Origin of the sequence: Rothia amarae, from assembly GCF_042677725.1 — a bacterium.
GTDB lineage: Bacteria > Actinomycetota > Actinomycetes > Actinomycetales > Micrococcaceae > Rothia > Rothia amarae.
Genome location: NZ_JBHUCN010000008.1, coordinates 211638 through 234250, shown reverse-complemented (window position 1 = coordinate 234250; position 22613 = coordinate 211638). Strand labels below are relative to the sequence as shown.

Here is a 22613-nt window from a genome sequence, read left to right as displayed (position 1 = left end):
AGTCAGTGAAGACTAAAGGTCTTTATCGGCAGCGAACCCCGCCACCATAGGCAAAAACTCCGGGTCGGAGTAGCCCTTCTTCGCATAAGTATTGGCAACAGCCTGCGCCGTCGATTTGAGTTCATTGCGGTTCACTAGTGCCATCACTGCGCCACCGAAGCCTCCACCCACAATCCGGGCGCCCAGCGCCCCATTTTCTATACACGTAGAAACTGCGACATCTATTTCTTCCCGAGATGCCTGAAGCTCATCACGCATCGAAACAAACGATTCGGTGAAAAGATGCCCCAGTTCAGTCCATGCACCTGCCCCAAGCTCCTGGGAATTTTTCAGCAGATAAGCGGCTCGTTCAACCAAGCACATGTCATGGAAAACATGGCGAATCCAGCCCCTGGGGAACGACGGCGTGCCGTGTTGCCGTTCGACGGCGTCGAGCGCCAACGTGGTGGATTCGTCCACCAGATTGAGCCGCCACAGCTTAGCTTGACGCTCGTTCATGCCCTCGCAGGTGAGATCTTCGGGGAGCGCGTTGCGTAAGAAATCCAGTTCCAGGGCTTGCGTGCAGAGTTCGGAGGCTTGCCGGCGGACCGCGAAAGCATCTCCCGAGAGCTCGTGCGGGGTGTTGGTGTTGATGACAAGGAATGCAAGTCCTGCCGATTTGAGGTCTGCTTCCACGGGCTGGAGGGAGAAGTCTCGGAAATCAATCACCAGTGCTTTACCCGGGCGTGAGCGCAACGAAGTAGTCTGATCCAGACCTCCGGTGTGGGCGCCGGCAACTTCGTTTTCTGCGCGAATGCAGACCTGTGCCAGGCGTGCCCGGAGTTCGTCGTTTTCAGGCCCGCGGTTGGAGGGAAGTGGCTCGGTGGTGGAGCAACCCTCTCGCAGGGGACAGGAGAGGTCGAGCAGCGCGAGGGCGGTAGAGCACTCTAGAGCAGCAGAGGAGGACAGCCCCCCGCCTACTGGAACGCGCGAATCAATGACCAAGTCAGCCCCAAAATTCAGGGGCAAAGCAATGTCTTTTCCGCCCTCTTGGTTCATAGACCATGCCACTCCAGCAACATAGGTGAACCAGCCTTTGAGCGAACCAGGTTTAATCTCCCCGATGACTACGGTGCGTTCGTCCCCCGGCATCTGAAGGGACGACGCGCGCAGTACCCCGTCGCTACGCATTTTTCCTGCCACATAGGTGCGGTAGGGCAAGGGCATGGGCATGCATGATCCCCCAAGGAAGTCGATGTATTCGCCGAGCAGGTTAAGGCGCCCGGGGGCGGACCATACGCCGTCGGGTTCTTCACCATATTTATCGATGAATGCCTGGCGTACTTTTTCTACCTGACCTTTGTGATCCGGCAGAGCGCCCCAGATTGGCTCGGCAAATTTAGTCATGCGCTAACTTTCGTTACGGGGGAGAGCTGTTGCTCTCGGCGCCCAATCAAAGCGCCGTAGGGTACAAGTTTAGTCCCGGTGGAAATATTCCGGGGTGTACAGAAAATCTTAAGATGTGCAGGGCACCCAGCCGCGCAGGAGTGCGTGGACGGCGTCGATATAGGGCGACGGTGGATACTCGGGGACCGCACTGCCGCAGAGTAGGGCGCGGGTTTGCTCTTCTTCCATCAGACTGAGACAGAGATGAAGTAGTGCGCGAGAGGCATTTTGGCCCTGTTCTGCATTGAGAGATAGAGCCTCAAATAGTTCTTGGCTCTCGGAAAAGAAAGCGAGTTCGTTAGGGTGCATTGCCAGCGCCATGCGGATAACTTCAGCGCTTTCATGCACCTGGGCAAGTTGCCGGTACAGCTCTCTGGCGCCTGCCATCAGGGCGGCGGTGGGCGTGGCGCCCTCGCATCGAATATCGCCAAGCATCCTTGAGGCGAGAGAAGCCAACAGCTCCTGCTTATTTTTGACGTGATAGTAGATAGACCCCGGTGCCACACCTAATTCGGTGGCTAAACGACGCATCGAAAGATCCGCCAGGCCATACTGCTTAAGGAGGTCAAAGGCGGTACTCAATATTTTTTCGCGTGATAAAGCCACCTGTTCATTGTAAAACGTGACATAAAAGAATGATTTGCATTCAAAATGCGGTTGAATGGAAACATGACACTCAACTTTGCAGAACTTACCCAGAAACTACGCGCCGGAGGCCAAGCAACCGCGCAGGATGTCCTTGATATGGTCACCGCCGGACCCGGTGCGACGTTCGCTCTGGTTGAATTTGCCGCTGAATTCCGCCGGATGTTCTTTCAAAACACTATTGAGGTAGTAAACCTTCTGGACGCGCAGGGGAAGGTTCGCAAGGACCGCCCCCAAGAGCCTTACGCCATCAATGTAGGCGCATCGGAGAGTCAAGAAGAATTAGCGCAACAAATCTTCTCGCTGACTCAGGACGACGCCGCGCAGCGGATTACCGTCAATTTTCTGGTGCCCAATGAAGAGGTGGAGGCCCCCGGTTCTTCTGCTCTAACCCCAATGCAGTGTTTGCGCATTCTCGCGGCGGCTCGCATTGCCGCCCCTGCCAAGAGCCTTCGCGTGGGAGAAGGCCGGGATCTTCATTTGCGCTCGCTACAGTCGTTGGCTCTTCATTGCGTGGACTCTCTGTATCTGAGAGATGTCCCTGCTTCTGAACCGCGCGCTATTTTTGAAGATTTGCAGCTTTTGGATAGCGCAGGGCTCTCGATTATTGGTGCTGGGCAGCGGGATTTGGCGGCAGAGTATGTTTCCTACCTGCAGTCCGAAGGTGTGGAAGACGCGCAAAGCTACGCCGATGAAGTATTTGCCGAGGACGATGCCGAGGGTGCTGGCGGTTGCGGCGGTAACTGCGGCTGCGGTGCAGGAGGGTGCGGAGCGTAAAATTTACGTCGAGAAAACTGCCTAAACTTCATATACAGGGTAATAGGGCTTCATAATTTGAACAGTGTTCAAATTATCGATTGAATAACTCTATGAACCATAACTTTAAGCTAATTTCGCAACGTATTCTCGCCGGTGGCAACCCAACTACTCGCGAGGAGGCGCTGTCTATGCTCGCGGCTTCTGACGAGCAGACGCTCTCCCTTGTAGAAGCAGCATCGGATTTAAGACGTTATTATTTTTCTAATACTGTTAAGGTGAACTATCTAGTCAACCTTAAATCGGGGCTTTGTCCTGAAGATTGTGGGTATTGTTCCCAGCGTCTGGGTTCGCAAGCTGAAATTCTGAAATATACCTGGATGAAGCCTCAGGAGGCAGTGGAGCAAGCCGGGTACGGAATTGCGGGGGGTGCCAGCCGTATCTGCATGGTGGCGTCCGGGAAAGGCCCCACTGATCGCGACGTAGAGCGAGTTGCCACCATGATTGAAGACCTCAAAGATGAATACCCCCAAGCAGAAGTCTGTGCTTGCCTAGGAATTCTCAAAGAAGGTCAAGCGCAACGTCTCTCTGAGGCGGGGGCGGATGCTTACAATCACAACCTCAACACGAGCGAAGACCATTACCAAAATATTTGTTCCACCCATACATATCAGGAACGCGTCGACACTGTCTCTGCAGCTCAAGAAGCTGGACTTTCTGCGTGTTCGGGTCTCATTGTTGGTATGAAAGAAACAGACCAACAACTGGTCGAGGCGATTTTTGCTCTCAAAAATTTAGAGGGAGATTCAATCCCCGTTAACTTTCTCATGCCCTTCGCTGGCACCCCTCTTGAAGACACCTGGGAGCTCACCCCGCTTCGTTGCCTTCGAATACTTTGTGCTGTTCGAATGGTTAATCCTGAGAAGGAGCTGCGCATGGCGGGTGGTCGTGAAATGCATTTGCGTTCGCTTCAAGGGCTTGCCTTAAATGTGGTGAATTCGTTGTTCTTGGGGGACTATCTGACATCCGAAGGGCAGTCTGCGCTGGATGATTTGAAGATGATTCAGGATGGTGGGTTTGTAGTACTTGGTGCCGAAGATAGGAATCTCGTAGCGGAGCATGAAGCGATTCTGCGTGAGAAAAAGCTGGAGTCGGTAGCTAGCAATAACTCATGTGGAACGGCACCATGTAGTTCGTCTGGAGGGTGCGGGGGTCAAGGGGAGTTTTCTTCATTACCTGTTCCGCGAAAACGAGGAGCAGGGACCGATGTTGCGCCTAATGCCTAAACCTTTCCCATCGTTTCTAGTGAGGCAACCTACAGATTATTTTAGTAATCATAGGTTGTTCCAATGGGGTCGTCTTTCATTTTTAGGCTATTGGGTTTATGCGCCGTATCTTTTTTACCTGATAAATTTTTCCTATGAACGCACCCGCACACCCCATTCTTAGCAACTCTCCAAACGCTATGCTTACCCGGCGTCATTTAGTGACCCTGATGGGAGCAGGTGGTTTATCGTTTGCAATGGCGGGATGTTCGATGCTGACCCCTGAATATTCGGCTTATGTACGAGAGGAACAGGGTGAGCAGAGAAATCCGCGGGGGTCTTATCAAGATCTTGCAGAAGCTCTGTGGACTTTGCAGCAGGATGCGGGGGCTGAAAACCTTTCACTGAGTCTCTACAACTATGCGGATCAGAAAACCTTTGTGTTCACTCCCGAGTATCGCGGGTATGAAGCTTCAACGGTGAAAGTGCCACTGGCGCTGAGTGCTATGCGGCAGGCATTCGCCCGAGGGCGTGCTCTTTCTGAAGATTTACGAAAAGCAGTGAAGGCAAGTATTGGGTTCTCTGATAACGACGCCACAGCAGCCGTCTTTGGTTCCCTTGCAGATACTGACGAAAATCGTGCCGGAGAAGTAAATACCACTTATAACCGGCTAGGAATAAATCAGACGCGGGCCGATGCTGGATGGGGCGCTAATCTCACCGGCACCGAAGATCACCTGAAAATCTCTCGCGCCGTGTATGAGGGCGTGAACTGGATAGGTAGCGAAGATATGCAGATTTTGCGAGAAGCAATGACTGCCTCAGACTCTGCCTCGCAGGGCTGGGGCGTGGGCGTGCTCGGAAAACTGCAAGGCGCTGGCGCAGATTCCACCGACTTGGAAGTCGCCCAAAAGGTTCTCTGCAAAAATGGGTGGCTACCAAATGATTTGGGTAAGTGGTATATCAATTCTGACGGTGTGGTTCTTTATCGCGATAAGACCTTTGCTCTTTCGGTGATGGTCTTTGGATTTAAAGCGCAAGAAGAAGGGCAACACCTGGCCAGTAAAGCGGTTGAAACCGCTATGCGCCTCCTGGCGGAATGAATTTATTCGCTCTCAGAAGGTATTCAAGAAACTGCCAGGAACATAGCTTAGACTGAGAAAAGCGTCTATTTTCAACTCTATATGTCTTTGAGGGAATATTGAGGTGAAGCTTCAATGAAAAATAAATGATGTAAAACTTGCATTTTTACACCGTGTATATCGGGTCCCTCCCATAGATACCAACACTCAAGGAACAATGAACACCAAAGATTTATCCCCTGCGTTTATCACTTCCCTGGTAGCGATTTTTGTAGCTGCGCTCATGATTGGCGCGACTTCAACAGTACTCACTGTTCTGGGATGGCTCATTCTACTTATTGCGTTGGGTCTCAATGTCTTTGCCAGCATGGTCTCTATTCAACGCGCCAAAGGTGGCCCACTGCCGGCAATGATTACTGAACAGCATCGCCCTGCTGCCTCACGCCGTGCATCCCAAGAATTTGAAGAAGAAACCGTGGAAGAATACGCCTACGAACCAGAAGAAGACACCGAGGCGCAGCCAGTAGTTTCTTCTGTCGCGGCGTCGTCTGCTCCTGAATCGGAGGAGAAGATTTTCCGTAACCGTGCACCCCGCCCCCGTAACAGATAGGGAAGCACCGTGAAAACTAAGTTTCTCCTTTCTCCTGCCTACCTCGTTTCTATCGCTGCGTTGATTGTGGGTGGGATTCTTGCCGGTTCCCGCTTTATGGTCGTCGGCTGGATGATTTTCATTGTTGGTCTAGCGCTGAATGCTTTAGCCCTGGTGGTCTTGGCTAATCGAGAGTATCTGCATCAGGCACAACGCGTGGGCACCGTACCTAAAGCTTCGGCGCAGGAGCACCACGGAAACGTTATTGAACACGACGCCGCAGAAGAACCCTCTGCAGAGCGGACGATAAATAATTCAGTTACTCCCAGCGGAAAAGTCACTGATTCCTACCGGGTGTTTCCGCAGAAAAAGTCTTAGGGTATCTACCTCTGAGGTAAAACAGCAAAGACCCCCTCGCAGTGAGGGGGTCTTTGCTGTATAAAAACGTGGCGACCTTAGTCGAATTGAACGGATTGGCGCATATGTTTCAACGCCGAGGCAAGGGCATTAGCCTCTTTAGCGTTGAGACCAGCCATGACCACGGTATCCATGAGATCGGTATGAATAGCTCGCGCATTCATGTAGTGCTTGTATCCTGCATCGGTAATGAATACGCCTTTGCCTCGTCGGTCCTCTTTTACCGGTATGCGGTCAACCCAGCCGAGGTGAATGAGACGCTCAATCTGATACGTCAGGCGGGAAGGGGAAACGCTTAAGTCTGCAGCGATTTCTCCCATGCGCACCACCTGCGGCGGATCACTCTGAATACCGCCTTGAGTGAGCACTGTGAGAATGTTGAAATCATCGAGCTTGATGTTCGCCTGTTTACGCAGAACTTTATCGAGGTATGAGGCGATGCCGCTATATGTTTGAACGTACAGGTGCCAAAGATCTGAATTCGTAGAGGGGAATTCAGCACGAGGGGAAGAATGTGAGTTCGACATGGGTGCTTTTAGCCCTCCTGGAATAGATGGCTATCCCGTCATTTGAGTGGTTAACAAACCTATTCAACAACTACACCTTGCCGATTTATAGACAGGTGTAGTCATTTGATTCATCTAGAATGTTCTCAAATTAGGGTTGTATATGCAACCAGAGGGCGGGGGCAATCCCCATTACTAGACGAAACTCACCCTCCTTATTGGTTCGGATTAGAGATTCTTGAGAAGTTGCTCAAACGGAGTAACAGTAAGCTCTTTCAATCCTGGTGATTTGTGTTTGTGCTCCTGACGGGGCTGTTTCTCCACGGCAATCCCAAAGAAGTCACCACTATTCACCCCGTCTAGATCATCAAAAATTTCCTCTGATGCGGGGTCAACCGGGGCTGTTTCTATCTCTGATGTACCCTCTTTAGTCAGAGCCGTCTGCGAACCTAATTTCCATGCCAACATCTGGGCTAACTCTGCTCCCGCGCGATTGATTCTGCCCTGCAAAGACGTATCAGAACCAAAATCGTCGGTCGCAGCAAATACCCCGGTCGGCACCACATGAGCTTTGAAATAGCCAAAAAGCGGGCGCAGTGCAGTATCAATCATCAGGGAATGACGCGCGGTGCCACCCGTCGCGGCAACTAAAACTGGTTTGCCGACCATCGCCTCGTCGTCCACCAGATCCCAGAAACTCTTGAAAAGCCCGGTGTAAGTAGCTTTGAAGGTAGGGGTGACGGTAATGACCGCATCTGCCTCGGTGAGAGCATCCAGCGCTGTAGCAAGCTCACCCATAGGAAAGCCAGTGAGGTAATGGTTAGTGATGTCTTTGGCAAGACTGCGTAAGTGAATCGATGTGAACTTGGCTGAGATGCCCAATATATCCAAACTCTCCTGGGTTGCATCGCTGAGCTGTTCACCCAGTAAAGCGGTGGATGACGGTTCAGACAGGCCTGCGGTAATCGTGAGGATTTTTAAGGGTTTCATGATGAACTCCTCATCATAGATTCAACTAGTTTTTGGAAGGCTGGTTGGCAGGTGCATCATGTCCGCCCCCAGCAATGGGAGTCTTACCTGCGCGGGCGCGCTCCACCATCAGCTGGTGAGTAGGAGCATCAGGAACATTTGCCGGGCGGTTTTTAGCAAACTCCTCGCGCAAAACCGGAACGACCTCTTCGCCGAGCATATCGAGTTGCTTGAGAACTTCCTTCTGTGGCAACCCTGCATGATCCATGAGGAAAAGCTGGCGCTGGTAATCACCGGCATACTCGCGGAATGAGAGAGTCTTCTCAATCACCTGCTGCGGTGAACCCACGGTCAACGGGGTCTGTTCAGTGAACTCTTCCAGTGAAGGTCCGCCACCATATACCGGAGCATTGTCAAAATAGGGGCGGAATTTACGCACCGCATCCTGAGAATTCTTATTCATAAACACCTGACCGCCCAAGCCGACGTATGCCTCCTCAGCCTTGCCATGACCATAGTGCTCGTAGCGCTCGCGGTAGAGGTTAATCATCTGCTCGGTGTGCTCTTTGTTCCAGAAGATGTTGTTGTGAAAGAAGCCGTCGCCGTAGTAGGCGGCCTGTTCAGCGATTTCGGGAGTGCGGATGGAGCCGTGCCATACGAAGGGGGCGACGTCGTCCAGCGGCTGAGGGGTAACAGTAAAGCCGTTGAGCGGGGTACGGAAGTGGCCCTCCCAGTTCACTCGCTCTTCATGCCAGAGGCGGTAGAGCAGGTTGTAATTTTCGATGGCGAGGTTGACGCCTTGGCGGATGTCTTTACCGAACCAGGGGTAGACGGGGCCGGTGTTGCCGCGACCCAGCATGAGATCCATGCGACCATCGGTGAGATGCTGAAGGGTGCCGTAGTCTTCAGCAATACGCACTGGGTCTGTGGTGGTGATGAGTGTGGTTGAGGTAGAGAGCAGGATTTTTTCAGTCTGCGCTGCAATGTAGGCAAGCGTGGTGGTGGGGGAGGAGGCGATAAAGGGCGGGTTGTGGTGTTGCCCGACGGCAAAAACGTCTAGTCCTACCTCTTCGGCGTGTTTTGCCATCTCGACGATGTTTTTCTGACGTTCGTATTCTGTAGGGGTTTTGCCGGTGGTGGGGTCGCGGGTGATATCGGTAACGGTGAAGATTCCGAACTGCATGTTCATGATGTTCCTTAGGATTGTATGGTCTTCGTGTATGTCTTTATCCTATGTCTAAATACTTTCTATATAAAGTATTGATTTCGAAAGTATTAGGAAGGTAGGGTGCAAAAAATCGTCATTTTTGAACAACTCATCCGAGAATTTCAAAATGAAAGCTTTTAATTCGTATCCTGGAAGAAAGGTTTATAAGTGATGAAAACGGTGAGGAAACCGTAATGGACATTAAATACAGCACTGAGGCTCGTTCTGTAGGAGCAGCCCGCGATGGGCGAGCCTACCTCACCGACGGCACCCTAGAAATAGAGATGAGTTTGGCCAAAGAACTCGGGGGAACCGGTGAGGGTGCCAACCCTGAGCAACTTTTCGCCCTGGGGTACGCCACCTGTTTTCATCAGGCAGTCAAACTTGTAGCTGAGCGCCGAAAGCTCGATGCCACGGCGTCCTCGGTGCAGGCGCGCATCAACTTTGGAATCGATTCCGAAGACTTTTTTGCACTTTCGGTTCTCATTGACGTATCGCTACCCTATGTGGAAATGGACCTCGCCCGCGAAGCTGCGGTGGAAGCGCACGAAATGTGCCCCTATTCGCGAGCAACTCGCGGAAATATCGACGTCATCGTGAACGTGGTGGAGGAGTAAGTGCGGAGCTGGCTTGCCTGACGAAGAAGGCGGTGCTCTTTACGTACAAGACCACAACACCTGGGGTTATTATCAAGGCGAATGCAGACCACACCCCCGTTGCAGGAGCCACAGCGGTTCGTTCTGAATGGTTAGGGACTTCCGCATTGGAGCAGGGCCGAGGCACGTGGACTCAATCAACCCAATGGGCTCACGGCAGTTGGAACGGATACCCCTCAGAAATCGCTGCCCTGGGTGTTCCGGTTGCTGAAGCTGAAACGGTGGTAGAGAACGAGGTAACTTACCAGGTGCAGAAGTTTGAGCACGGTTCTATCAAGTGGGAAGCTACTACCAACCGATTGGCTCCTAGTGCCGCAGATGCCGTTATTTCTCTTGACGCCGACGCTCAAGCTGCTGTAAATCAGTGGTACGCCGCCCATCCCGAGGCACACTAAACGCTTGAGGGCTTCCACAGCCTTGAGTTCTTCTTCAAAAACACACGAACTGCCCAAAATACATGCTTCTTAGCTGTATATTTGGGCAGTTCGTGTGTTTTCGAAAGTGAACCAAAAAGGGACTAACCCTTAATTGACGTTAGTTAGCCTGAGGCTTGTACCAATCTACGTTGGCAATCCACCATTGCTCGAGAGTTTCTTTGGCGTCGGCGTCCAAAGAAATGACGGCGTTCTTCACCTCTTCAGTTTGTGTGGCCAGACGGCTTGAAGGAACTTCCCACTTGATAGAGCCGTGCTCGAAGCGCTGGGTTTGATAGGTCACGCCATTTTCCACTACGGTTTCAGCCTCAGCCACAGGTACACCGAGGGTGGCAGTCTCTTCTGGGTATCCGTTCCAGTCACCGTGTTCCCACTCGGTTGACTGGGTCCAGGTTCCACGGTCTTGCCCCAACGCTGAGGTTCCTAGCCATTGAGAACGAACCGCCTTGGCTCCTGCAACGGGGGTATGGTCTGCATTCGCCTTGATGATAATCCAGGTGTTGTGGTCTTGTACGTAAAGAGCGCCCCCTTCTTCACCGGGTAAACCGGGGTAGTCAGTGTAGGTTGCTTTGGACCAATCCACTGTGGCAGGATCCTGCAAATCCCATGCAGGTTCATGGTCGATGTAACCCTGCTTGAGAATCTTTAGATCCGCATCATTGCGTAGTACGTATTTAAAAGAAGCGGTGTACGAAGGGTTTACTTCCAAGGTTGTTCCTTCGGAAGGGTGGAAAGTGTTAGACGTGTAACCACTTTCACGGTTGTAGTAGTAAACGCCTAACTTGCCGAAGAATTCAGGATTCTTAACGTATTCGTCAAAGAGAGCCTGAGACATCTCTGTTGCCTGGCCATCGTTAGAGTTGAAGACGAAGAGAGTATCTCCTATATCTTCTACATACAGATGGTCATTGATTTGCTGAAAATTACCAGTGAACGTATACCACGGTGATTCTTTAGCTAGAACCTTAGCGCCTTCAATGTTGATGGAGGTGGTGGGGTACATCGGCTTGCCGTCGTAGGAGCTAATCTTTGCAGTGTCAAAGGTGTAAGTACCGCCAGAAAATTCTTGAGTAGTCACCGTGCCGTGTGTCACGGGAGCAGCAATGGGGTAGCCCATCTCGGAATAGAGTGCGTCGATTCCTCGAACCTTAATGAAAGGCACCTCAAAAGCAGTAGCACCAGCCTTAGGGGTACCGTTGGCATCAGCAGCAATCACATACGCGGTGGTATCAGTCATCAACACCAAAGCCTGGTTTTTTTCAACGTAGGTTGCCTTGGACCAATCCAGCTGTGTGGGATCGGTAGGCTCTGCAGGAGTTTCTGGAACAGCGTCAAAGCACTTACCGGAAGTCGCACGATCCTTCTTCCACTGAATACCTTCAGTCGAATTGAGGTCAATGGAAGATCCTGCTTTAGACTTAGCCGAGTCTGCGACGACGACTAGGTGGCGGGTGGTGCCGTCCCAAGTAGTCACGATAGGGCCGCAGTAGGTGTTGTTCCAGGAATCCCCTTCTAGGGCACCGAACTTTGCGATGCCGCCGGCGTTTTCGAAGGCTTTAGCTTTGTCGGCTCCGGTGAGGGCTTTGACGCCGTTGCGGGTGTTCCAGGTGATAAGACCGTTTTCGAAGAGCTGTTCACAGCCTTTGCCTTTGACGCAGTTTTCTTTGGTGAGGGGTTGACCGAATGTGGTGGGGTTGGTTTGCCAGTATTTGGTAATGCCGGCGTTGGGGTTCATGTAGATGCTGGTTTCAGCGGCGTGGGCGATGCCTGGTGCTGCGCTGATGAGCATGGTGGCGGTGATGAGGGTGGTGCTGAGTTTTTTGAGGGGTTTCATGTGGGGTGCGTCTCCTGGTGCGAGTGGGTGTTTACCCCCTCATAAAGGGGCTTTTATCTCTAAACCTAGGAAACTTTTCGGGGATTTTTTGTACATCTGTGACGAATCAGAAGGATGTCCCCTTAAGGAGCTACGAAATTCAACTACTTATGCGCGGAGTTAACGCGCACTTTCCTTCTCCCTCGCATAAGCCAACAGTGACCGCACTTCAGCCTTGGCTGCGCTCGTCAACGCCTTGTTATCTCGCAACATTTGCTCAGAACGCAATCGAATGAACTCCAAATATTCGGGCTTTCCGGTTTTCTCAAAGCCTTCTTTCGACGTATAAAGATCATGAAAATCTTTCGCCGCCTGACGTTGTAAAACCCAGCGCCCCCACATCACAATCAGCGCACACACCAATGCCACGAGCGTGCCCCAGCCGTGCGTCCAGACATACAACAGCGCGGCAACCACCATTAACCCGGTCACGATAGGCGCAACCGACACAATGAATACCCCTTCATTCTGGCGGTCCTTATCGAGGGTGCGCTGCCCCACCTGGATAAAAGTTTCCTTAAAAGTGGGCTTCTGCGCGTCGGGTTTACTGTTCATCAAGGAGCACCCGGTCAATAAACTCGTAGGTTTTCTCTACTACATGTTCGGTGGCAGCGCGGACGTCCTCAGGGGAATAAGAGAATGACGCCGCGTGGTCTGCCATGCGGTGCATTTCAAGGTCATTCCATGAGTCGCCAATAGTGAAAACTTCGGGGTGGTTGTGCGCAAACTGCTGTTCTAGGAGCACCTCTAATCCGGAGCCCTTAGTACTGTTCTTGGGCACAATATCGAGGAAGTCCAGGTTACGGTGACAGTCGAGTTCGCTCCCGAATTCATCGAGGATCCACTCAAAAATCTCTGCGCGCACGTTAGGGTCGGGTGACCAAATGGGAACACCCACATATTCATGCTGAGGAATATACTGCGGATCCAGAGATTCGAAAGCCGGCAGAATATTAGAAACGCCGCCTACCCGATTCACCAGTTCAAAATCTTGGTCAAGAGTTGTGGCAAAAACAGCCACATTATCCATGGCAGACAGCCGTTCATAGACCTTCTGCACAATGCTCAGTGGGAGCGTTTTCTTTTCTAGAATATTGAAATCTCGATCGCAAATAACAGCACCGGTGTAGAGAACAAAGTAATCAAACGCTATGTCGTAAGGTTCAAGCGCTACCTTGGTGGCAAAAATACTCTTGCCCGTATTGCATACGGCAAGATGTCCGGCGTCCTGCCACTTGCGGATTGCCCCGATATTCGCCTCTTCAATTTCGCGGTTGAAGACGAGCGTGCCGTCAAGATCGAATGACATGAGCTTCTGCATGGGTTCCTCTCCAATTGAAGTGGTTCTCTGGAAAGTTTGGTCAATTTTTGGGCGTTTTGACACTCAAAATACTCAAAAATTGACCAAACTTTCAGGCCATTGCTGTTTCCAGTCTACGGTGCCAGGATGCCGAGCCAGTAGCCCAGGATGCCCACGGCAAACATGCCGAAGATAATCCAGATGGCATTGACCTTTTTACGCAACAACCACATGCACAAGAAGGTCAGTAGCAGAGCGAGCATGCCGGGTAGAAGCGAATCCAGAATCGACTGAACCGTGGTGGTAACTTCTTTGCCCGTTTGGTCGGTATAGCTCGACAGCTGGAAGGGCACGTTGATGGAAGTCCATTTGGAGACCAGCGAGCCCATCACAAACAGACCAACAATGGACGCTATCTGCGTGAATCGACGCAGTGTATTACCCCCTACCTCAGAGACAATTTCAACGCCCTTTTCGTAGCCAATCTTGAAGCCGTACCAGCGGGTTACCATGCGGATAATCATGAGTCCAAAGAAGAAGAGTAGGGGTCCAAGAATATTGCCTGAGAGAGCGATAGAAGCACCTAGGGCAGCAAGAACTGGACGCGCAGTACCCCAAAAAATCGGATCGCCAACACCTGCCAGCGGTCCCATGAGGCCAACTTTTACGTTGGTGATAGCAGCTTCATCAATGTCTTCGCCGGCAGCCTTTTGGCGTTCCATAGCGGCTGTTACGCCGAGAATGGGGGACGCAATCCAGGGCTGGGTATTGAAGAACTCAAGGTGGCGACTCAGTGCCGCCGCCTGGTCTTCTTTCGTGGTGTAGAAACGCTTGATTGCCGGAATCATGGAGACAGCAAAGCCGATTGCCTGCATGCGCTCGAAGTTAAAGGAGCCCAGTAGGAAAGTGGAGCGCACATACGTGGAAGCGTAGTCACGTTTGGTGAGCTGTAAAGCCGGGTGCTCGGGGTGGGTAGGGTCAATTTCGGTAGCGGCAACGCTAGCGGGCTGAGTATTTTCAACAGTCATGGTGTTCTCCTACTCGAGTTCGTTATCGAGATCGTTGGGAGCGCCAGCGGTTGCCGGTGCCGGAGCAACAATAGAATCGTGGAATGCGGGGTTGAGCTGGACGTAGATGACCGCAAGACATGCGCCCATGATGCCCAAACCGACCAGGTTGAGGTCGGGAATGAATGCTGCCAGCACAAAGCCGAGGAAGAAGAAGGGCATGAGTGCTTTAGCGCGCATCATGTTGATGACCATGGCGTAACCAACCACCACGATGAAGCCACCAGCGACTTGGAGGCCCCCGGTAATGACTTCGGGAATGGCGTCGAGCCAGGTCTGCACAATATGGGTTCCGGCAACTGCAGCGACGGCGGCGGTGGGGATAGCCACGCGCAGGCCCTGCAGGGCAAGACCAGAGATGTGCATGAGCTCTACGCCTCTGAAGTTAGCATTCGCAGCAAATCTGTCTGCCTGGTGCTGGAAGAACACGGTGATGGTTCGCACGAAAATGGTGAGTACCTGACCGGCTGCTGCCAAAGGAACTGCCAGAGCAATACCTTCGCCAATGGACTGGTGGCCTTCGATAACAACCAATGCTGCAATGGTTGATGCCAGCGCGGCGTCGGGCGCCATAGCCGCACCTACGTTCATCCAGCCCAAAGCAATGAGTTCGAGGCTACCGCCGAGGATAATGCCGGTCTGCAAATCGCCCAAAACCAGCCCCATGAGGGTACAGGCAACAATCGGGCGGTGGAACTGGCGCTCATCCAGAACCGAAGCCATACCGCAGACCAACGCCACGAGAATGACCAAAATAAATTCGAGAGGGCTCATGAGAGCAGGCCTTTCTCTTTGAGTTTCTTCATCATGTCTTCTCGCGAGCTATTAGGTACCTGTTGGATCACCATTTTGATGCCGCGATGGGCAAGTTCTTGGTAGGCGGCAATGTCTTCGTCTGAGGCATATACAGCTTCCGAAATCTGCTTCATGCCGGTTTTGAACGTCACGCCGCCTACGTTAATTTCATTGACTTCCACGCCCTCATCAAGCAGGCGCAGAACGTCTTGGGGGCTTTCCACCACAATCATGGTTTTCATGCCCGTGTACTTAGGGTTGTTGTAGACTCTGCCGGTCTTGGCAATATCGAGCACGTTGGTTTTCACGTGTGAGGGAGCAACCTGCAACAGCAGAGTCTTCCGCAACTTGTCTTGAGCGGCGGAATCTGAGGCAGCAATCAGAGTTTGCGGCGCGACGTCGTTGACCCAGCTACCGGCAACCTGCCCGTGAATCAGGCGGGAGTCGATGCGCAAGAACGTGACGTTCATGTGCCCGCCGGGAACCGCATTGGCGGACGGCGTGGGAGCGGGGGCAGCGAGCGCGCTCGGTGCTGACGTATCTGCAGACGCCTGAGCGGGATTAGTTGGCGGGTTCATAATCTGCTGGAAACTACGAATACCCTTGGTTCCCGCTTTGACTGCCTTTGCGGAAAGAGACTCCACGGTGGCGTTCTTTCGGCCGGTTGCACTAATTACCTCAATCAGCATGGGAACATTGACTCCCGAAACGACGTCGGTGTTCTCACGCTCGGCGGCGAATCGTGCAGCGGCGTTATAGGGGCTTCCACCAAAAAGATCGACGAGAAGCAAAACGCCTTCGTCTGCAGGTTGAGCTTGAACAATGCGTTCATATTTCTCGATGAGATCTTCTGGACCTTCACCCGGCATAAAGGTAACCGGGGTGACGTTAGAAAAATCTCCGAGAATCATTTTGGCTGTGGCAAGGAGGGGCGCTGCCGCTTCTCCATGGGTTGCCACGATGATAGAGACCATCGGTGGTCCTCTCAGCTGTGGTTTTTAACTGAATGCGTGAGTGTGACTCAACCTATAATTTACTCGCGTGAACGGCAGCTCGATTCTTTCTAGAGCAAGTCTTTCCCTTAAAAATTATTTGACCTCAACTTACCGATGTTTATTTGAAAGATTTATAAGAGACCAACTAAGCACAGCAACGGTGAACTAACCTTCTCGTCTGGCTCGCTAGCGCTCGCAAAGACGATTCATGCCAGACCCAGCCAGTTCACCTTACTGCTGTGCTTAGCTGGCTTATATCTCTCAGCTAAACTCAACCTACTCAGCGAGCGAGAAATCCTTCGCCAAACGAGCAATATGAATGGTTAGATAGGTCAGCTCATCTTGGGTTAGCTCTTGATTGAGCTGCATCTCCAGCAAAAGATAAACCTTCTGGGCGCATCTGAATGCGCGGGGATACGACGTCTTGACCGCCTCTAGCAGCGTGGCAGAACCGGCGTCCTGAAAAGGTCCCGAACCGCCTTTTTCGGTGCGCACAAAGAGGTAGCGCAGGTGGGCTACAAAACGTGCTGCGCTCATAGACGATTGGTCGATAGAGCCGCCATACACCGAAGAAATAAGATCAAAAATCTGCGTGAAGATTTCGGTCATCCGGTAGGTCTGCGACATGTCGGTGACAGCAAATTGCGAGTTCACCAGGTGCAACGCCAGCGGGATTGCTTCACCGGCAGGCAGAGTCGCGCCTGTTTTTTCGCCGACGAGTGCCAGCGCGTTCTGCCCAAATTCCACTTCCCGCGGGTAGAGCTGGGAAACCTCCAGCGCCAGCGGATATTCCACGGTGACTCCTTCGCGGGCGCGAATCATTGCAAAGTTCAGGTGATCGGCTAGAGGAATGACGAACGAATGAGAAATGGAGAAATTGCCGCTTTCTTTAACCCGCGACTCTAATTCGATAGCAATCGCCAGAATATCAGAGGGAATCTCTGAAAGGGACCAGGTGAGCCGTTCCTCGGACTCGCCCTTCTCGGGCACAAAAGTCTGTTCAACCCGTGAAGGGTCAACCATGTCCCCTTTACGCTTGCCAAAGGCGAGACCCCGCCCAATGACTACGGTTTGCTCACCGGAGAAAGTAGTAGCTAGAGCCACGTTGTTGTTATAGATGCGGGAAATACGCAACGAGCCCTCACTTTCTCCTTTAAACTAACGCCCTTAAACTTCTAGTTTAGTCCAGGGAGTCCTTTATAGATGTCTCATTATTTGTACAAGGGGAGCTTATGGCACTCGTTTCTAATAGCATGGTCGGAGTCGTTTTTATGTTTCATCATTTGGTGCATCACACACTAGAGAAGAGAAAAATATGAGTGTAGTCCCGCCGTCCACCCAAAAAGCAGGGTTTGGGGGAATCATCGTCGTTACAGCTCTGATGCTGTTCTCTATGTTCTTCGGCGCCGGTAACCTGATCTTCCCGCCGATGCTCGGCGCACAGTCGGGGGAGAATTTTGCCCCCGCTCTCATTGGCTTTCTGGTCACGGGTGTAGCACTGCCCCTCCTCGCTATCTTTGCGCTCGTGCGCAGTGGTTCAGACCTGACCGCGCTCGCTAGCCGCGGTGGAAAAGTGTTCGCTTTCCTCTTTCCAGTTCTGGTCTACTTAGCAATCGGTGCGTTCTACGCGGTTCCCCGTACTGCCACCGTGAGCTACGCGCTGTTCATTACGCCGGTTTTCGGTATCGATAGCCAGCTGGCGCTTGTGATTTATTCATTGGTTTTCTTTGCTATCTCTTTGGCAATTTGCCTGAACCCCAGCAATATCGTGGACACTCTGGGGAAGTACCTGACTCCGGCGCTCGTTATTCTTCTGTTCCTGCTGGTTATTGTTTCTTTCTTCAAGTTGCATGGCACTCCCGCGCCCGCTATTGAGGAGTATCAGGGCGCACCTTTGGTCAGCGGCTTCCTGCAGGGGTACTTCACTATGGACTCGCTGGCTGGTCTTGCATTCGGCATCATTCTGATTTCATCCCTTCAGTTCAAGGGCCTCACTAAAGAAAACGGTCTGACCAAGGGCATTACCTATTCAGCACTGATCGCCGGCTTGCTTCTTGCTTTGATTTACATTGGTCTGGCTTGGATTGGCCACTCCATTGAAAATGGGCAGGGTTATGAGGACGGCGCAGCGTTGCTTTCTTCTGCGGCGCAGCAGACCCTGGGCACTCCAGGTCTATTCATCCTCGGACTGATTGTTGTTCTTGCCTGCTTGACCACCGCCGTCGGGCTACTGAGTTCCACTTCAGAATTCTTTGAGCGGCTGTTCCCCAAGATTACTTACCGCCGTTGGTTGATCGTGTTTACGCTGATTTCTTTCTCGGTCTCCATCATGGGCCTAGCAACGGTTTTGGCTATCGCCGGTCCGATTCTCGGGTTCCTCTACCCCTCAGCTATTACTTTGATTGCGCTGACCCTGCTGGAGCCTGTGCTTGATAAGCCCTTGGGTAAGCGCCTGGAATACACCTTCCGCTTTGCGCTAGTCGTATCGGTAATCTGGGCAGCTCTTGCCACGCTCAACTCGGTGGGCTGGGGTAGCTCGGTCATTGAGCCGCTGATTGGTTGGACACCCGGTCACGAGCTCGACCTCGGCTGGATAGTTCCCACTGTGGCAGCGGCTGTGATCGGATATATCGTGGATGCTGTCAAGAAATCTCCTGAAAAAGACGTGAAGAATACGACCATCTAAAGTTTTCTTACCCTATTAAAACCAAGCGGCCCCAGCAGAGTTTTCTGCCGGGGTCGCTTGATATGCGCTCAAAGTTAAAGAAGAGAGGCTCATGCCGGGGGGAACCACAACCACCGACATGAGCCCGTCTAAGGTGAACTGCGAGTAATCTCAGCAGTTCTTTGTCTCGCATACACCCTTTCGAGTGTAGTAGTAAACAACGTGATAACTATACCTCTAGAACACTTGAAGGTACAAGTTTTATTAGAAAATTATTTGATTTATACCCATTGGTAACCCTAAAAGGTATTTTTTCTAAAAAATGTATTAGTTAAGCGTCTGTATGAAAAGATTATTATTTATAATCTTTAGCTTTCTGAGGTTCTTTATTTCTTTGCCACTTGCTCCCGAACAGCTCGCGTGGCCTCCACCAAATTCACTAGTGAGGCGCGGGTTTCTTCGTATCCGCGCGTCTTCAATCCGCAATCTGGGTTACTCCAGAGGTGGTCGGGCGCAACGCTGTCTACTGCCTGTTCGAGCAAACTGCGGATTTCCTCCACCGATGGGACGCGCGGAGAATGAATATCCCAGACGCCCGGGCCGATGCCCCGGTCGAAAGTTGCCGGGAGATCCTCAAGCAGTTCCAAGCGAGAACGTGCCGCCTCAATGGAAGTGACATCTGCATTCAAACCGTCAATCGCTTCAAAGACCTCATTGAATTCTGAATAGCACAGGTGGGTATGAATCTGAGTAGAGTCAGCCACCTGTGAGGTAGCTAGACGGAACGACCCTACTGACCATTTCAGGTACTCCGGTTGCTCTGCCGCGCGGAGGGGCAAAAGTTCACGGAGCGCCGGCTCATCTACCTGAATAATCTTGATTCCTGCTTTTTCCAAGTCAGCGATTTCATCCGCCAATGCCAGCGCTACCTGATGGGCGGTCTCAACCCGCGGCTGATCGTCCCGTACAAAAGACCACGCCAGAATAGTCACCGGGCCGGTCAACATACCTTTCACCGGTTTTTCGGTGAGCGAATCTGCGTAGGAAATCCACGGAACGGTGAATGCCGAACCTTCCAACCCTTCGCCGCTGCGCTTGACGTCGCCCCACAAAATAGAAGGACGAGTGCAACGCGAACCGTAGGACTGCACCCAGCCATGCACCGTGGTATCAAAACCCTCAAAATTCTCTGCGAAGTACTGCACCATATCGTTACGTTCTGCCTCGCCGTGAACCAGTACATCTAGCCCAATTTCCTCTTGCAACGCGATAACCGAGGCAATCTCCTCGCGCAAGAAACCGTCAAACTCACTTTCGGTGATAGTGCCCGCCCGGAACGCCGCGCGTTGCTTGCGAATGTCAGAAGTCTGCGGAAAAGAGCCGATAGTGGTGGTAGGAATCTGCGGGAGATTCAGGAAAGCCTGAGCTTGCTGGCGCTCGCTTGCGGTCGGGCGCTCAAAAGCACCGCTCTGCGCGGTGACTTCTTGGACACGCTCCCGGATAGCTTGAACTCGAACACCCTCGGACTTCTCGCGCTGGGCAAGGGCATCTGAAGCGGTAGCTATCTCTGCCGCAACAGCATCTTCACCCTCCAACACTGCCCGCGCTAGGGTAAGCACCTCGACTACCTTCTGGTCGGCAAAAGCCAACCAGCTTTTGAGGTCTTCGCGCAGACTTTCTTCTAAATTCAGGTCATGGGGAACGTGTTGTAGGGAGGTTGAAGTAGCGATAGAGATACCCTTCAACCCCTCAAGTTCCTTCAGCGTTTGCCGCAAATCCGTACGCCAAATATTACGACCGCTGACGGCGCCTACCACCAGATGCAGACCGTTCTGCTCTGCAAGTTGCTGCAGACGGTCACTGTAATCGGCAGAAACACTATCCACATGCAAAGCCTCAATTCCCGACTGCGCTAGCGGTTCAAGGTTCTGCGCTAAATCACCGTAGGGGGAAGTGACAAACAGTGCAGGACGCCGCGAGTGCGCGCTCAAACGACCGTAGGTACTAGACACCAATTCGGACAGACGGGCGGCGTCAATGTGCTGATGGTCCGCCACCAGTGCAGGCTCATCGAACTGTACCCATTGCATACCCCTCTCGGTGAGCTGAGTCAGAAGCTCCTCATAAACCGCCAGCAAATCGTCGAGACGAGAAAGAGGCTCGAAGTCTGGTGCTGTGCCGTCCTCAGCTTTCGCCAACGCCAAAAAAGTAATCGGACCTACAATCTGCGGGCGCACACGCACGCCCTGCTCCTCAGCAATATCAAGCTGAGCGAACAACTCCTCAGGATTCAACTCAAACGAAGTCTGCGCCCCAACCTCGGGCACAAGGTAGTGGTAGTTCGTGTCAAACCACTTAGTCATTTCCAACGCAGGCTGATCCTGGGTGCCACGCGCCAAGTCGAAATACCCCTCCAACGGTAGGATGCCGCGCTCATCCAGGGCATCGGCAAAACGGGAAGGAACCGCGTTGACCAAACGAAGCGTATCGAGTACCTGATCGTAGTGAGAGAACGACGCCGGAATCGCGTAGTCAGCGTTCAAACCGAGTTCGGTGAGGCGGGCAAGGTTAACTTTTTGAACCTCAGCCACCTGCGCATCTAGCTCACTGCGGTTCGCAGTCCCCTTCCAAAAAGCCTCCACTGCTTTCTTAAGTTCGCGGTGGCGACCAATGCGAGGGTAACCAACCATAGTTGCTGCAGGAAAATTCTGGACTGACATGAAAAGTGACCTTTCAGGAAGATAATGAAAAAGTGTTAAGCGGAAGCAGACACGGACGCGTATTCGGCGTCTGACGTAGAAAAATGCGACGGCTGAGAAGATTTCAGAGGACTAAAATAGCGCGACGTATAGGGAGCGATATCGAGATGCTCCAGCACATCGAGGACGGCGCGGTGCTCGTTGAAAGTGTAAAAATGCAAACCACTGGCACCAGAATCTAGCGCTGCTTTACACTGATGCAACGCATACTCCACCCCAATCTTGTGGCGCTCCACCTTGTTATCGGCATTCTCTAACGCACTGGCAAGATCCAGCGGAATAGCCAACCCCGCCAACTCGCACAGCCGAATGAGACGGCGCAACGACGTCACCGGCATAATGCCCGGAATAATAGGCAAATTCACCCCGGCAGTCTGCGCCGCATCCAACAGTCCCTGAAAACGAGCGTTATCAAAGTAAACCTGCGTGATAGCAAAATCAGCACCCGCACGTTGCTTAGCCAGCAAAATCTCAATATCTTGAAGAAGCGATACCGACTCCGGGTGCTTCTGCGGATAAGCAGCCACCCCAATCGACAGCTTTCCACCGGCAAAATGCGCAAAATCTTCACGTTCCACCCGGCGAATAAGCTCCACTAAGTAGCGCGCAAACGGAAGCTCCAGAGCATCAGGGGAAACCCCCGCCGGAATATCACCGCGCAAAGCCAACAAGCCCCGCACGCCTAAACCCACAATGAGGCGCACAGCGTGTTCCAGTTCCCCCACTGAATGCCCCACGCACGTCAAATGCGCCAACGGAGTCAGCTTGGTTTCGTGCACCAGATAATCAAGCAAAGCGAGAGTCTGTTGCTTACGCTCGGCAGTACCGGAATAAGTCACCGAAACATAGTCAGGGGAAGTAGCCGAAAGCTCGTCAATGGTTTGCAACAAAGAGTCACGACTTTCCACAGACCGTGGAGGGTAAAGCTCATAAGACAGAGCCGTATGAGGTGCCATAGAGGGCATTTCCTTTCGATGGATTCGCCCGATAGATACACGCCCACCCCTTTATAGGGGAGGAACGAACGTATGGAAAAGCAGAAAGCTAATTCTTCTATCGGTCCTGGCGGGAGCACCTTCTCCCGATTGCTCGGGCGAGGTTGCTGCAGCGTCGTAGAGCCAGATCTCTCGGCCGCTCTTGATAGATAACAGAATCAATATAAATGGGCGCATCACGGGCTCACAAGCGAAAACGCCTAGATGTGCCTA

General features: G+C 52.4%; 22 protein-coding genes and 1 riboswitch. Of the genes, 8 read left to right on the top strand and 14 right to left on the bottom strand.

Features of this window, described 5'->3' with window-relative positions:
* Window positions 1–12: 12 nt before the first annotated feature.
* Both ACFR81_RS04645 and ACFR81_RS04640 read right to left on the bottom strand, forming a co-directional pair.
* The gene (locus ACFR81_RS04645; RefSeq protein WP_068169835.1) at window positions 13–1386 is read right to left on the bottom strand and encodes a galactokinase; all 1374 of its coding nucleotides are present in this window, start codon (window positions 1384–1386) and stop codon (window positions 13–15) included.
* A 108-nt stretch (window positions 1387–1494) separates the two neighbouring features.
* Window positions 1495–2031 (bottom strand): TetR family transcriptional regulator, encoded by a 537-nt coding sequence (locus tag ACFR81_RS04640; protein WP_186303201.1) that lies wholly within the window; start codon window positions 2029–2031, stop codon window positions 1495–1497.
* 63 nt (window positions 2032–2094) lie between these two features.
* On the opposite strand from ACFR81_RS04640, the gene ACFR81_RS04635 reads away from it, so the two are divergent.
* From ACFR81_RS04635 to ACFR81_RS04615, 5 genes are all read left to right on the top strand, one after another.
* Entirely contained in the window at window positions 2095–2847 is a 753-nt protein-coding gene (locus ACFR81_RS04635) for a hypothetical protein (protein ID WP_343874749.1), read from the top strand.
* A gap of 92 nt (window positions 2848–2939) precedes the next feature.
* The gene (bioB, locus tag ACFR81_RS04630) at window positions 2940–4112 is read left to right on the top strand and encodes a biotin synthase BioB (protein WP_343874747.1); all 1173 of its coding nucleotides are present in this window, start codon (window positions 2940–2942) and stop codon (window positions 4110–4112) included.
* A 134-nt stretch (window positions 4113–4246) separates the two neighbouring features.
* On the top strand, window positions 4247–5194 hold the full coding sequence (locus ACFR81_RS04625) for a serine hydrolase (protein ID WP_151147100.1): 948 nt from the start codon (window positions 4247–4249) through the stop codon (window positions 5192–5194).
* A 196-nt stretch (window positions 5195–5390) separates the two neighbouring features.
* Window positions 5391–5783 (top strand): hypothetical protein, encoded by a 393-nt coding sequence (locus ACFR81_RS04620; protein WP_343874743.1) that lies wholly within the window; start codon window positions 5391–5393, stop codon window positions 5781–5783.
* Between the two features lie 9 nt (window positions 5784–5792).
* A complete protein-coding gene (locus ACFR81_RS04615) occupies window positions 5793–6140 on the top strand; it encodes an ATPase (protein ID WP_145175915.1) in 348 nt (115 codons plus the stop codon).
* Between the two features lie 77 nt (window positions 6141–6217).
* On the opposite strand, the gene ACFR81_RS04610 is transcribed toward ACFR81_RS04615, so the two are convergent.
* From ACFR81_RS04610 to ACFR81_RS04600, 3 genes are all read right to left on the bottom strand, one after another.
* On the bottom strand, window positions 6218–6706 hold the full coding sequence (locus ACFR81_RS04610; RefSeq protein ID WP_151147097.1) for a MarR family transcriptional regulator: 489 nt from the start codon (window positions 6704–6706) through the stop codon (window positions 6218–6220).
* A 207-nt stretch (window positions 6707–6913) separates the two neighbouring features.
* The gene (locus ACFR81_RS04605) at window positions 6914–7675 is read right to left on the bottom strand and encodes a CE1759 family FMN reductase (RefSeq protein ID WP_343874740.1); all 762 of its coding nucleotides are present in this window, start codon (window positions 7673–7675) and stop codon (window positions 6914–6916) included.
* A 25-nt stretch (window positions 7676–7700) separates the two neighbouring features.
* Entirely contained in the window at window positions 7701–8837 is a 1137-nt protein-coding gene (locus ACFR81_RS04600; RefSeq protein WP_343874808.1) for an LLM class flavin-dependent oxidoreductase, read from the bottom strand.
* Between the two features lie 218 nt (window positions 8838–9055).
* Between ACFR81_RS04600 and ACFR81_RS04595 the strand changes: the two genes are divergently transcribed.
* Window positions 9056–9478 carry an Ohr family peroxiredoxin gene (locus ACFR81_RS04595; protein WP_145175906.1) on the top strand — a complete coding sequence of 141 codons (423 nt, stop codon included), beginning with the start codon at window positions 9056–9058 and terminating at the stop codon, window positions 9476–9478.
* Between the two features lie 32 nt (window positions 9479–9510).
* Complete coding sequence (locus tag ACFR81_RS04590) at window positions 9511–9912, top strand: hypothetical protein (RefSeq protein ID WP_343874736.1); 402 nt, start codon at window positions 9511–9513, stop codon at window positions 9910–9912.
* A 139-nt stretch (window positions 9913–10051) separates the two neighbouring features.
* On the opposite strand, the gene ACFR81_RS04585 is transcribed toward ACFR81_RS04590, so the two are convergent.
* From ACFR81_RS04585 to ACFR81_RS04555, 7 genes are all read right to left on the bottom strand, one after another.
* Window positions 10052–11785 (bottom strand): hypothetical protein, encoded by a 1734-nt coding sequence (locus ACFR81_RS04585; protein WP_343874734.1) that lies wholly within the window; start codon window positions 11783–11785, stop codon window positions 10052–10054.
* 159 nt (window positions 11786–11944) lie between these two features.
* Window positions 11945–12379 carry a hypothetical protein gene (locus ACFR81_RS04580; protein WP_083147175.1) on the bottom strand — a complete coding sequence of 145 codons (435 nt, stop codon included), beginning with the start codon at window positions 12377–12379 and terminating at the stop codon, window positions 11945–11947.
* The gene (locus ACFR81_RS04575; protein WP_145175894.1) at window positions 12369–13145 is read right to left on the bottom strand and encodes an HAD-IIB family hydrolase; all 777 of its coding nucleotides are present in this window, start codon (window positions 13143–13145) and stop codon (window positions 12369–12371) included. Before ACFR81_RS04575 ends, ACFR81_RS04580 begins: the two co-directional genes overlap by 11 nt.
* Before the next feature lie 113 nt (window positions 13146–13258).
* Complete coding sequence (locus ACFR81_RS04570) at window positions 13259–14152, bottom strand: PTS system mannose/fructose/sorbose family transporter subunit IID (protein ID WP_083147174.1); 894 nt, start codon at window positions 14150–14152, stop codon at window positions 13259–13261.
* Between the two features lie 9 nt (window positions 14153–14161).
* Window positions 14162–14965 carry a PTS mannose/fructose/sorbose transporter subunit IIC gene (locus tag ACFR81_RS04565; protein ID WP_068169793.1) on the bottom strand — a complete coding sequence of 268 codons (804 nt, stop codon included), beginning with the start codon at window positions 14963–14965 and terminating at the stop codon, window positions 14162–14164.
* A complete protein-coding gene (locus ACFR81_RS04560) occupies window positions 14962–15960 on the bottom strand; it encodes a mannose/fructose/sorbose PTS transporter subunit IIA (protein WP_343874728.1) in 999 nt (332 codons plus the stop codon). Before ACFR81_RS04560 ends, ACFR81_RS04565 begins: the two co-directional genes overlap by 4 nt.
* A 297-nt stretch (window positions 15961–16257) precedes the next feature.
* Window positions 16258–17115, bottom strand: a complete 858-nt coding sequence (locus ACFR81_RS04555; protein WP_343874726.1) for a PRD domain-containing protein — start codon at window positions 17113–17115, stop codon at window positions 16258–16260.
* A 181-nt stretch (window positions 17116–17296) separates the two neighbouring features.
* Between ACFR81_RS04555 and brnQ the strand changes: the two genes are divergently transcribed.
* Complete coding sequence (gene brnQ / locus ACFR81_RS04550; RefSeq protein ID WP_190617549.1) at window positions 17297–18667, top strand: branched-chain amino acid transport system II carrier protein; 1371 nt, start codon at window positions 17297–17299, stop codon at window positions 18665–18667.
* A gap of 365 nt (window positions 18668–19032) precedes the next feature.
* Here brnQ and metE read toward each other — a convergent pair whose 3' ends face one another.
* The gene (gene metE, locus ACFR81_RS04545) at window positions 19033–21366 is read right to left on the bottom strand and encodes a 5-methyltetrahydropteroyltriglutamate--homocysteine S-methyltransferase (protein ID WP_343874723.1); all 2334 of its coding nucleotides are present in this window, start codon (window positions 21364–21366) and stop codon (window positions 19033–19035) included.
* A gap of 35 nt (window positions 21367–21401) precedes the next feature.
* A complete protein-coding gene (locus ACFR81_RS04540; RefSeq protein WP_343874721.1) occupies window positions 21402–22361 on the bottom strand; it encodes a methylenetetrahydrofolate reductase in 960 nt (319 codons plus the stop codon).
* A 94-nt stretch (window positions 22362–22455) separates the two neighbouring features.
* Window positions 22456–22552, bottom strand: a riboswitch (SAM riboswitch).
* Between the last annotated feature and the right edge of the window lie 61 nt (window positions 22553–22613).